This window comes from Mesorhizobium sp. M4B.F.Ca.ET.058.02.1.1, assembly GCF_003952505.1.
In the GTDB taxonomy this organism is placed as follows: Bacteria; Pseudomonadota; Alphaproteobacteria; order Rhizobiales; family Rhizobiaceae; genus Mesorhizobium.
The window spans coordinates 5085999-5097571 of record NZ_CP034450.1 but is presented as its reverse complement, the minus strand read 5'-3'; the positions used below and the strand labels follow the sequence as shown (position 1 = coordinate 5097571).

Here is an 11573-nt window from a genome sequence, read left to right as displayed (position 1 = left end):
AGGGGGTGGCTTGGCGCAGACATCGAGGCGATCGAAAGCCTACTTGCTCATCGCCGCCAGCCATTCGTCCACCCAGGCCTTGCGGTTGGCGGCGACCTCATCGGCGCTGAACAGCAAGGTCTTGGTCGGCTTGACCAATTTGTCGAAGGCCGGATTGAGCGGCTTGTCGGTCTTACCGGCCGGGAACATCCAGTTGGTCTCGGGGATGACATCCTGGAATTTCGGGCCGGTCATGAAGGCGATGAACTTCTCCGCCAGCGGATTCTTCGCCCCTGTCGTGGTGATGCCGGCAACCTCGATCTGCAGATATTCGCCCTCCTCGAAGGACGCGGCCTGGTAGCGTTCAGTTTTCTCGGCGACCATGTGATAGGCCGGCGAGGTGGTGTAGGACAGCACCATCGGCGCCTCGCCCTTGGTAAACAGGCCATAGGCCTCGCTCCAGCCCGGCGTCACCGTCAGCACCTTGGACTTGAGCTTGGCCCAGGCTTCCGGCGCCTTGTCGCCATAGACCGACTTGACCCAGAGCAGCAGGCCGAGGCCGGGCGTCGAGGTGCGTGGATCCTGGATGACGATCTTGTCGGTGGCGCTGCCCTCGACCAGTTCCTTCAGGCTCTTCGGCGGGACTTTCAGCTTTTCGGTGTCGTAGACGACGGCGAAATAGCCATAGTCGAACGGCACGAATGTGTCGTCGCTCCAGTTGCCGGGGACATTGAGGCCGGACACGTCGCCATGCGGCGCGAACAGGCCGCTCGCCTTGGCTTCGGCCGTCAGGTTGGTGTCGAGGCCGAGCACGATGTCGGCCTTGGTCGCCGCGCCCTCCAGCTTGACGCGGTTGAGTAACGCCACGCCATCGGCGACCGAGACGAATTCGAGATCGCAGCCGCATTCGGCCTCGAATTCCTTCTTTACCGCCGGGCCGGGACCCCAGTCGGCGGTGAAGCTCTCATAGGTATAGACGGTGAGCTTGTCCTTCGCGGCCGCCGGACCCGCCAGAAGCGAAACCAGGCCGGTTGCCAGAACAAGGTGGGACAAGAGCGTGCGCATCGGCGCCTCCTTCGTTGGTATTGAAAGGAATTGAGGCGCCGGATGGTCCGAGACGTCTAATCCCTCCGCCGGTACAAACCGGATCAGGTTCAGCGGGTTGGCGGTTGCCTCTCAGCCGGTCCGCGAAAACCCGCGTCCGGCACCCCGTTAGAGCGTTTCGACACATAGGCCCGGGCACGGCACCGCGCAAGCGGAAGTTTGCCGGGTGCCTGCACCCCCGGCTTCCGTTTCTCGGGCGGGGCTGGTAAGGGCGACGCCCATGGGCACATTCACCATCCTGCTTGGCGGCGACCTCGTCCGCACGCCGCGGCTCGACAGCCAGCTGGCCGGCGCGCGCGTCATCGCCGCCGATGGCGGCATCGGCCATGCCCGCATGCTGGGCCTGACGCCTGAGCTCTGGGTCGGCGATTTCGATTCCGTGCCGCCGGATTTGCCGGATGATCTGGCCGCCGTGCCACGCCAGGTGTTTCCGGCCGAGAAGGACAAGACGGACGGCGAGTTGGCGATCGCCGCCGCCCTCGAGCGCGGCGCCACCGGCCTCGTGCTGGCCGGCGCCTTCGGCGGCAAGCGCGCTGACCACGCCTTCCTGCATCTGGCACTCGCGGTTCGCCTGGCCGAGGCCGGCATGAGCGTGGTTATGACCAGCGGCGCGCAGGAAGGCATTCCGCTTTTGCCTGGCAAGGCCGGCTTCGACTATGCCGACGGCACGCTGTTTTCGGTGCTCGGCTTCTCCGACCTTTCCGGCCTGAGCGTCGCCGGCGCCAAATGGCCGCTCGATCACGTCGAGGTGACGTTCGGCTCGTCGCTGACTATATCAAACGAGGTCAAGGGGCGGCTTGAGATCGCGCTCGGCCACGGGCGCGCGTTGCTGCTCGCTCACCCCTATCCCCTTCCTGAAAGCTGACATGGCCCCGCCTCTTCTCAATCTCGACGGGATAAGACTGACCTTCGGCGGCACGCCGCTGCTCGATGGCGCGGCGCTCAGCGCGTCCGCCGGCGACAAGATCGCGCTGGTCGGCCGCAACGGCTCCGGCAAGTCGACGCTGCTCAAGATCGCCGCCGGCATGATCGAACCACAGGATGGCGAGGTGTTCCGCCAGCCTTCGGCGACGGTGCGTTACCTGCCGCAAATGCCCGACATGGATGGCTTCGCCAATGTGCGCGCCTATGTCGAGGCAGGGCTCGGACCGGCCGACGATCCCTACCGCGCCACCTATCTGATGGAGCATCTTGGCCTGACCGGCGAGGAGCGGCCAAACGACCTTTCCGGCGGCGAGGCGCGCCGCGCGGCCCTTGCCCGCGTCATGGCGCCGGAGCCCGACATTCTGCTGCTGGACGAGCCGACCAACCATCTCGACCTGTCGGTGATCGAATGGCTGGAAGAGGAGCTTGCCCGCACCTCCTCTGCGGTGATCCTGATTTCGCACGACCGTCGTTTTCTCGAGCGCGTATCGCGCGCCACTGTCTGGCTCGACCGCGGCCAGACCAAACGGCTGGACAAGGGTTTCGGCCATTTCGAGGAATGGCGCGACCAGGTGCTGGAAGAGGAAGAGCGCGAGCAGCACAAGCTCGGCCGCCAGATCGTGCGCGAGGAGCACTGGCTGCGCTACGGCGTGACCGCACGGCGCAAGCGCAACATGCGACGGCTCGGCGAACTGCAGACCATGCGCCAGCGTTTCCGCAGCCATCGCGGCGCCGAGGGCACGGCCACCCTGGTGGCCAGCGACGCCGCCGAGTCCGGCAAGCTGGTGATCGAGGCCAAGAGCATCGAAAAGAGCTTCGGCGACCTCACCGTGGTCAAGGGCTTCTCGAGCCGCATCCAGCGCGGCGACCGCGTCGGTTTGGTCGGCCCGAACGGCGCCGGAAAAACGACGCTGCTGAAGATGCTGACCGGTGAACTGGCGCCTGACGCCGGCACTGTGCGGCTCGGCGTCAATCTCGAGATCGCCACGCTCGACCAGAAGCGCGAGGCCGTCGATCCGGCCGAGACGCTGGCGCACTACCTCACCGACGGGCGCGGCGAGAACCTTCTCGTCAATGGCGAGCAGCGCCATGTCGTTTCCTACATGAAGGACTTCCTGTTCAAGCCGGAGCAGGCGCGTACGCCGGTGCGCGAGCTTTCGGGCGGCGAACGCGCGCGGCTGCTGCTCGCCCGCGTGCTGGCCAGGCCCGCGAACCTGCTGGTGCTCGACGAGCCGACCAACGACCTCGACATGGAGACGCTGGAACTGCTTCAGGAACTGGTCGCCAGCTTTGCCGGCACGGTCATCCTGGTCAGCCACGATCGCGATTTCCTCGACCGCACCGTCACCAGCGTGATCGCGCCGGATGGCGCCGGCCGCTGGATCGAATATGCCGGCGGCTATTCCGATATGCTGGCGCAGCGCGGCGGCTCGAAGCTGGAGGATCGCAAGGCGAGGCCGAAAGCGGATACGGCGGAACAGGCGGCCACCGGCAAGGCAGAGCCGGCGCCGCCGAAAGTCCCAGCGAAGAAACTGTCGTTCAAGCAGAAATTCGCGCTGGAATCCCTGCCCAGGAAGATCGAGGCGGTGACCGCGTCGATCTCCAGGCTGGAGAACAACATCGCCGATCTCTCCTATTACGAGCGCGACCCGGCCTCGTTCCAGAAGACCATCGCCGCCCTCGACAAGGAACGCGCGACGCTGGCCGCGCTGGAAGAAGAGTGGCTGGAACTGGAGATGCTGCGCGAGGAAATGGAGGGGTAGTCCCTCCTCCCGCTAGCTGCCCTCACAGACAGGCGTCGCAGATCGCGGCAATATGGCGTCTGTCCGTGCCGCAGCAGCCGCCAAGCACGGCGATGTGACCGAAGCGGTCGCGCATCGCGCTATAGCGCCGACCGAAATCGACCGGATCGCCGGGGTCGAGTTCGGTCGCTGCGTCGAGCTCGGCATGGCTCTTGGCGGATGCGTTGGCCCGCACGCCGCGAATGCGACCTATCCAGCCTTCGCCGGCGGCAAGAACCGCATCGAAATGGCTGGGGTGCGCGCAGTTGATCATGAAATAGGCCGGGGCGCCGTCAGTCTCGTCGTCAACGGTTTCGATGGCGTCTTTCAGGCTTTCGCCGGAAGGCAGGCGCCCATCCGTCTCGACGGTGAAGGAAATCACCGATTGGAGCCCCGATGCCATGGCCGCGCAAGCTATGCCGGCGGCCTCGTGCGAATAGGTCATGGTGACGGCGCTGACCATATCGACGCCGGCATCGCGGAACGCTCTGATCTGGTCGCTGTGATAGGTTTCGGCCTCGGCCGTCGTCATCGCTGCATCGACCCGGTAGCCGTCGCCGCGCGGCCCGACTACCCCATTCACGAGGACAAGCATCCCACGCGCCGCATAGGGCGCTGCCAGCGCACGCGCCCACGTGACCGCGCGCCGGTTCGCGGCCGACAGCTCACTGCGCGAGTAGCCGAGTTTCCCGGCCCAGTCGGGATTGGCGCGCCATGTCGGCGTGTCGAGAACAAAGCCGACGCCGCGCTGTTCGGCGATATCCAGATATTGACGGAAATAGCGCCCGAGCCTCTCTCGGCCCTCATCGGTCGCAAGCAGGGGGAAAGCGGCAAAGAACGGCAGATCGAGCCCTTCCAGGAAGACGAGCGACGTTTCGAGGCCGCCATCTGTCAGAAGGATGGTTTCGCCGAGCTCACGAAGGTTGATCTTCGCATTGGTCATCGCCGTGCACGATCTCGCCCACCGATCTCGCGAACATTAGCATATGGCATCAATTTCGTCATGCCGCCCGCGCAGCCCAGCCGTTGCGGCGGTGCCCCGGATGCGCATATGGAATACGCATGTTGCGGAGGCCTCATTCACAGTTGATGAAGGAAGCAAAGGGGCTCAACGTGAACGTCTCGCGCGCCGCCGAAGCCGGGATAGCCGAAGCAGTGGCAGCCGAAAAGACGCGGCTCTGGAAGCTTGAGAACCGCGCAACGATGGACGCCTGGAACGGCTATGTCGAAGCACATGGTGTTCCGCTCAAGGAGCACCGGCAGTTCTGATGGCGCGCTACGACGTATTCGCCGCCAGACGGCATCGAAGGCGGCTATCCTCTCGACGTTCAATCCGATCTGCTCGATCACTTCAAGACACGGGTGGTGGTCCCACTTCTGCCCGTCTCGGTGGCGCCGCCTGCAATGCGGAAGCTCCATCCGATCTTTGAGATCAACGGACGCAGCTGGTGATGGCCACCCATCTGCTCGCCACGGTTTCGACGACGGAACTTGGCGCGAGCCGGCTGAACCTGATGCGGCCTCACGACGAGATCGCCGCTGCGCTCGACATGCCGTTCCAGGGGTTCTGAGCGGCGAGGGCCTCAAGCCACCGCTGCGAGTCAACCAGACGTCTTCGCCTGCCAGGCCTTCAGCGCCTCGTCGAACACCTTCTCGCCGGGGATGCCCTTTTCCATGGTGAGCAGGGCGCGCCGCCCGGTCTTGTAGACGACCGGCACATCGATCCAGTCCTGGCCCCTGAGCAGCGTCAGATTGGCGTCCTCATCGGCCTTGGTGTCGTTGAGCGCGACGAGGAAAAAGCCGTCGGCGATCTTGGCCGGGATGCCGATCAGCGGGCTGCCGGCATCCTGTTCGGAACTCTTCATGGCGATGCGCAGGATGTTGTCGACGCCGCCGCCGTCAAATCCTTCCGGCGTGAGGAAGATCATCTCGATGATGTGGCTGGCCGGCAGCGTCTGGTCTGTGTTGCGCCTGATCGTCATGCGCAGCTGGATGTCCTTGCCCGGTATCGTCGCCTCGGCGCGGATCGCCGGTTCCGGCGGCAGATCGCCGCCCGGCGATTCCTGCACCAGCGACCAGACGATGTTGCCCGGCTCGGCCGAGCCCTGCTGGGTGCTGGTGCGTTCCTCGTAGAAGATCGCCTTCTGGCCGACCGGCAGCGCGGTTTCAACCGGCGCTGCCGCCGGTGTCGACGGTGCGGCGCCGGTGGCCGGCGCGGCTGGCTGTGCGCCAGCGGGCGGTACCGGCGGCGTCGCGGCCGCATCTGCCGGCGTTGCGGGTGTGGCGCCATCTGCCGGCGGTGTTGCCGCCCCGGGCGCGGGAGCTGCGGGAGCGCCGGTTGCCGCCGCCGGCGGGCTGGTCGGCGCCGGCACCACGGGCGCAGCCGGTGGCGGCGTCGTCAGCGCGGCGACGGATTCGCCTTCGCCAATGCCGCTTTGCCCGCCGGCGGGGCCGGGATCGGTCTCCTTGCCCTCCGGCGTCAGGCGCTGGGTGAATTTGGTCGCTTCGGCCGTTTCGCCGGTGGCCGCCGCCGGCGGTGTTGCCGCGACGTCGGCCGCCGGCTTGGCCGGAGCCGGCTTCACCAGCGGCTCCGTGGTGACGGTCTTGCTCCCGCCAAGGCCGAGCATGGAGCCGAACGCGTCCTTGTTCAGCCAGATGCCATAGCCGCCACCGCCGATCACCAGGACGGCGGCGGCAGCGGCGATCAGCCCGCCATAGCTGCGTTTGCGCACCGCAGGGCGCAGCCGCTGGAACGTGTCGGCCGCCGCCGGTTCTTCCTCACTGACAAAGACGTCATTCTGGTCGTTCGGCATCGAGGCGTCCATGCCCGGCAGGCGGGCATCGGTCTCGAATGGCGGAGGCGTTTGCGGCGCCTTCTGCCAGCTTGGCTCCGCCTTGGCGACTGGCGCAGCCGGCCGGAAAGGCTCCGGCTTGGCGGGCTCAGGCCTGGCAGGCTCGGCTTTGGCAACGACAGGCTGCCGCACATGGCTCGGCTGGTTCTTGTTGCGATCGATCGAGGAGAAGATGTGCTCCAGCTCGGCCAGCGGATCGACCGCCGGCTGGCTTTTGGCATAACCACGCTCGACGTTGGAAATCGCATCCTCCAGCGTGCGCTTCTGCTGATCGGCAACCGACGGCGCCAAAGGCGGGACGTGATCCGCAAGCTTCTTGGCGATTGTCGCCCGCGCCTTGTCATAGACTTTCGAGCGCATCTCGGGCGTGTTTTCGCTGAGACCGTCGATCGTCTTTTTCAGAACGGTGATGAAATCTGCCATGCTTCAGTGGACCCGCATTTTGTTCCTGGGCCGGCCCCCGCAAATCAGCCGCTGAGCCCGGAAAGGCTGAGAAACTAGTCTTGAAACGGATCAGTCACAAGTATCGTGTCGTCCCGCTCCGGGCTGGTCGAGAGCAGCGCCACCGGCGCGCCGATCAGCTCCTCGATGTAACGTACATACTTGACCGCCTGGGCCGGCAGATCGTTCCAGCTGCGCGCGCCGGCGGTGGTGCCTTTCCAGCCTTCGAGCGTCTCGTAGACCGGCTCGACGCGCGCCTGCGCGCCCTGGCTGGCCGGCAGATAGTCAATCGTCTCGCCGTCGAGGCGGTAGGCGGTGCACACCTTGATCTCGTCGAGTCCGTCCAGCACATCGAGCTTGGTCAGCGCGATCCCCTTGATGCCGTTGACGGCCACCGCCTGGCGCACCAGCACGGCGTCGAACCAGCCGCAGCGACGCTTGCGGCCGGTGACGACGCCGAATTCATGACCACGCGTGCCGAGGAACTCGCCGATCTCGTTCTTCTGCTCGGTCGGGAACGGGCCCTCGCCGACACGCGTCGTGTAGGCCTTGGTGATGCCCAGCACATAGCCGATGGCGCCCGGCCCCACACCCGAGCCGGCCGCGGCCTGGCCGGCGACGGTATTGGACGAGGTGACAAACGGATAGGTGCCGTGGTCGATGTCGAGCAGCGTGCCTTGCGCGCCCTCGAACAGGATCCGCTCGCCGGCGCGGCGCCGATCGTCGAGAACTTTCCAGACCCGGTCCATGTAGGGCAGGATCTCGTCGGCGACCGAAGTCAGCTCGCGCATGATCGCGTCATGCGTGACTTCGCCATGGCCGAGCCCGCGGCGCAGCGCATTGTGGTGCGTCAGCAGCCTGTCGACCTTCAGGGGAAGCGTTTCCAAATCCGCCAGATCCATCACCCTGACCGCGCGCCGTCCCACCTTGTCCTCGTAAGCGGGGCCGATGCCGCGGCGGGTCGTGCCAATCTTTGTCCCGGAATTGGAGGCGGCGTCCTCACGGAATCCGTCCAATTCGCGGTGCAGCGACAGGATAAGCGCGGTGTTTTCGGCTATTTTCAGGCGATCCGGCGTCACCTCGACGCCTTGCGCCTTCAGTTTCGCCACTTCGGCGACGAAGGCGTGCGGGTCGAAGACCACGCCATTGCCGATGATCGACAGCTTGCCTTGCCGCACGACGCCGGAAGGCAGAAGCGACAGCTTGTAGACCTTGCCGTCGACGACCAGCGTGTGGCCGGCATTGTGGCCGCCCTGGAAGCGCACGACGACATCGGCCCGCTCCGACAGCCAGTCGACGATCTTGCCCTTGCCTTCGTCGCCCCACTGCGAGCCGACGACCACCACATTGGCCATGTTGCTTTTCCCTTGAAATGCCGACTGGCGGCTTGAAAACGACAGGCCTCTATAGCGTCAAGAGCGGACCGACGCGACCATTCTTTGCCGCCGAACGCCGCCCGGGGCATAACATTTTTCGCCTTTCGCGCGATTTGCCGAGGCGAGCAGGGCGCGATTACGCCGGCATTCCTCCCAGGCACTTTCCGGCGCCGACGCCTGGCACGAATGACAGCGCCGCGCGGCTATCGCACGCGCGGCGCTGTCATGCAAATCGGCAGGACGGGCTTCAGGCTACGCCGACGTCGAAGTGCAGCGGCTTGGCCGAGTCGATCGACTTGTGCGCCCGCAGCTGATCGAGCACATTTTCGGGGAACGGCGCGTCGAGATAGAGCAGCGCGATGGCATCGCCACCCGGCCGGTTGCGGCCGAGCTGGAAGTTGGCGATGTTGACGCCGTTCTCGCCGCAGACGGTGCCGAGCAGGCCGATGATGCCGGGCGCGTCGGCGTTGGTCGTATAAAGCATGTGCTGGCCGACTTCGGCGTCGAGATTGATGCCTTTGATCTGGATGAAGCGCGGCTTGCCGTCCGAAAAGCAGGTGCCGGCGATCGAGCGCGTCCTGTGCTCGGTGGTGACCGTCAGCTTGATGTAGCCGTCGAACACGCCAGACTTGTCGCGCTTGACCTCGGCGACGATGATGCCGCGTTCCTTCACCATGATCGGCGCCGACACCATGTTGACGTCGGAGACCTGCGGCCGGATCAGACCGGCAAGGGTCGCGCTGATCAGGGCACGCGTGTTCATGGTCGCGGTCGAGCCGTCGAACAGGATCTCGACCTCCTTGATCGGATCCTCGGTGACCTGGCCGACGAAGGCGCCGAGCACTTCGGCGAGCTTGACGAAGGGCTTCAGCCGCGGCGCCTCCTCGGCGGTGATCGAGGGCATGTTGATGGCGTTGGAGACGGCGCCCTTGAGCAGGTAGTCGGACATCTGCTCTGCCACCTGCAGCGCCACATTCTCCTGTGCCTCGGCGGTGGAGGCGCCGAGATGCGGCGTCGCCACGACATTCTCCATCCCGAACAGTTCGTTGTTCTCCGCCGGTTCGACCTCGAACACGTCGATGCCGGCGCCCGCCACCTTGCCGCTCTTCAGTGCCGCGACCAGATCGGCCTCGACGATCAGCCCGCCGCGCGCGCAGTTGATGATGCGTACGCCTGTCTTCATCTTGGCGATCGCGGCGGCGTCGATGATGTTGCGCGTCTTGTCGGTCAGCGGCGTGTGCAACGTGATGAAATCGGCGCGGGCGAAGAGCTCGTCGAGCTCGACCTTCTCGACGCCGAGCTCCTCGGCGCGGCTGTCAGACAGGAACGGGTCGAAGGCGATAACATGCATCTTGAGCCCGACGCCGCGGGTGGCGACGATCGAACCGATATTGCCGCAGCCGATGACACCGAGCGTCTTGCTGGTGATCTCGATGCCCATGAAGCGGTTCTTTTCCCACTTGCCGGCATGCGTCGAGGCGTTCGCTTCCGGAATCTGGCGGGCAAGGGCGAAGATCATGGCGACAGCATGCTCGGCGGTGGTGATCGAATTGCCGAAGGGCGTGTTCATCACGATGATGCCCTTGCGGCTTGCCGCCGGGATGTCGACATTATCGACGCCGATGCCAGCGCGGCCGACAACCTTGAGCCTGGTGGCGGCGTTGATCAGCTTTTCGGTGACCTTGGTGGCCGAGCGGATGGCGAGGCCGTCATACTGGCCAATGACTTCGAGCAGCTTTTCCTTGTCCTTGCCGAGGTCGGGCAGATAGTCGACCTCGATGCCGCGGTCTTTGAAGATCTGCACAGCAGTGGTGGAAAGTTTGTCTGAGACGAGAACGCGGGGCGCCATGGCGGCCTCCTTCGAAAGGGATTGATCCGTTTGGAAATGGGCGGCCCCGATGGCCGCCACGGGAAACTCAGGCAGCTGCCTTCAGCGACGCCTTTTGCGCGGCAAAAGCCCAGTCGAGCCAGGGCAGCAGCGCCTCGAGATCGGAGGTCTCGACAGTCGCGCCGCACCAGATGCGCAGGCCGGGCGGTGCGTCGCGGTAGGCGCCGATGTCGTAGGCCACACCTTCCTTGTCGAGCGCCGAGACCAGCGCCTTGGCGAAAGCCGCCTGCCCGTCGGCGTCGAGCGCCGCGACTTGCGGATCGGTGAAGGACAGGCAGACCGATGTGTTCGAGCGCGTCGCCGGATCGGCGGCGAGATGGCCAAGCCATGACGAGGTGGCGACGAAACGGTCGAGCACCGCCGCATTGGCGTCGGCGCGGGCGATCAGGGCGTCAAGGCCGCCGATCGACTTCGCCCAATGAAGCGCGTCGAGATAGTCCTCGACGCACAGCATCGACGGCGTGTTGATCGTCTCGCCCTTGAAGATGCCTTCGATCAGCTTGCCGCCCGAGGTGAGGCGGAAAATTTTCGGCAGCGGCCATGCAGGCTTGTATGTCTCCAGCCGCTCGACGGCGCGCGGCGACAGAATCAGCATGCCATGCGCGCCCTCGCCGCCCAGCACCTTCTGCCAGGAGAAGGTGACGACATCGAGTTTTTCGAAGTCGAGCCTTTGCGCGAAGGCGGCCGACGTCGCGTCACATATCGTCAGGCCCTTCCGGTCGGCAGGAATGAAATCGCCGTTCGGAACCCGCACGCCCGATGTGGTGCCGTTCCAGGTGAAGACGACGTCGCGGTCGAAATCGACCTTGGCCAGATCCGGAAGCGCGCCATAGCTGGCCTCGAACCTGCGCACGTCGGCGAGCTTCAGCTGCTTGACCACATCGGTCACCCAGCCGGAGCCGAAGCTCTCCCAGGCGACCATGTCGACGCCGCGCTCGCCGAGCAGCGACCACAGCGCCATCTCGACCGCGCCGGTGTCGGACGCCGGCACGATGCCGATGCGGTAGCCGGTGGGAACCTTGAGGATCTCGCGCGTCAGCTCGATCGCCTGCTCGAGCTTGCTCTTGCCGATCTTGGCGCGATGCGAGCGTCCGAGCGGAGCCTTGGTCAGCGCCTCGACCGACCAGCCGGGGCGTTTTGCGCAAGGACCTGAGGAGAAATTGGGGTTTGCCGGACGGAGTCCGGGCTTCGTAAGCGTCGTCATCGTGGTCTATCCTTCCAGATAGTG

Annotated in this window: 11 protein-coding genes and 1 riboswitch; of the genes, 5 read left to right on the top strand and 6 right to left on the bottom strand. The window is 65.5% G+C overall.

Annotated features, from left to right (window positions below; all coding sequences use genetic code 11):
- Positions 1-39: 39 nt before the first annotated feature.
- Positions 40-1044, bottom strand: a complete 1005-nt coding sequence (gene thiB, locus EJ073_RS24735; protein WP_126057894.1) for a thiamine ABC transporter substrate binding subunit — start codon at positions 1042-1044, stop codon at positions 40-42.
- Positions 1045-1087: 43 nt separating this feature from the next.
- Positions 1088-1201: riboswitch (TPP riboswitch) on the bottom strand.
- Between the two features lie 102 nt (positions 1202-1303).
- On the opposite strand from thiB, the gene EJ073_RS24730 reads away from it, so the two are divergent.
- Positions 1304-1948, top strand: coding sequence for a thiamine diphosphokinase (locus EJ073_RS24730; protein WP_126057893.1), 645 nt, complete (start codon positions 1304-1306; stop codon positions 1946-1948).
- Position 1949: 1 nt separating this feature from the next.
- A complete protein-coding gene (locus EJ073_RS24725) occupies positions 1950-3770 on the top strand; it encodes an ABC-F family ATP-binding cassette domain-containing protein (protein WP_126057892.1) in 1821 nt (606 codons plus the stop codon).
- A 22-nt stretch (positions 3771-3792) separates the two neighbouring features.
- Here EJ073_RS24725 and EJ073_RS24720 read toward each other — a convergent pair whose 3' ends face one another.
- Positions 3793-4731 (bottom strand): homocysteine S-methyltransferase family protein, encoded by a 939-nt coding sequence (locus EJ073_RS24720; protein ID WP_126057891.1) that lies wholly within the window; start codon positions 4729-4731, stop codon positions 3793-3795.
- A 119-nt stretch (positions 4732-4850) separates the two neighbouring features.
- Between EJ073_RS24720 and EJ073_RS24715 the strand changes: the two genes are divergently transcribed.
- The 3 genes from EJ073_RS24715 (at position 4851) to EJ073_RS32575 (ending at position 5359) form a co-directional block, all read left to right on the top strand.
- Positions 4851-5057: a type II toxin-antitoxin system CcdA family antitoxin gene (locus EJ073_RS24715; protein ID WP_126057890.1), complete on the top strand. Its 207-nt coding sequence runs from the start codon at positions 4851-4853 to the stop codon at positions 5055-5057.
- Between the two features lie 93 nt (positions 5058-5150).
- Positions 5151-5240, top strand: a complete 90-nt coding sequence (locus EJ073_RS32580; RefSeq protein ID WP_348627217.1) for a hypothetical protein — start codon at positions 5151-5153, stop codon at positions 5238-5240.
- Positions 5237-5359: a CcdB family protein gene (locus tag EJ073_RS32575; protein ID WP_245455346.1), complete on the top strand. Its 123-nt coding sequence runs from the start codon at positions 5237-5239 to the stop codon at positions 5357-5359. Before EJ073_RS32580 ends, EJ073_RS32575 begins: the two co-directional genes overlap by 4 nt.
- Before the next feature lie 30 nt (positions 5360-5389).
- On the opposite strand, the gene EJ073_RS24705 is transcribed toward EJ073_RS32575, so the two are convergent.
- From EJ073_RS24705 to EJ073_RS24690, 4 genes are all read right to left on the bottom strand, one after another.
- On the bottom strand, positions 5390-7063 hold the full coding sequence (locus EJ073_RS24705; RefSeq protein ID WP_126057889.1) for a hypothetical protein: 1674 nt from the start codon (positions 7061-7063) through the stop codon (positions 5390-5392).
- 74 nt (positions 7064-7137) lie between these two features.
- Positions 7138-8436 carry an adenylosuccinate synthase gene (locus EJ073_RS24700; RefSeq protein ID WP_126057888.1) on the bottom strand — a complete coding sequence of 433 codons (1299 nt, stop codon included), beginning with the start codon at positions 8434-8436 and terminating at the stop codon, positions 7138-7140.
- Positions 8437-8704: 268 nt separating this feature from the next.
- The gene (gene serA, locus EJ073_RS24695; protein WP_126057887.1) at positions 8705-10306 is read right to left on the bottom strand and encodes a phosphoglycerate dehydrogenase; all 1602 of its coding nucleotides are present in this window, start codon (positions 10304-10306) and stop codon (positions 8705-8707) included.
- 67 nt (positions 10307-10373) lie between these two features.
- Positions 10374-11549, bottom strand: a complete 1176-nt coding sequence (locus EJ073_RS24690) for a phosphoserine transaminase (RefSeq protein ID WP_126057886.1) — start codon at positions 11547-11549, stop codon at positions 10374-10376.
- Between the last annotated feature and the right edge of the window lie 24 nt (positions 11550-11573).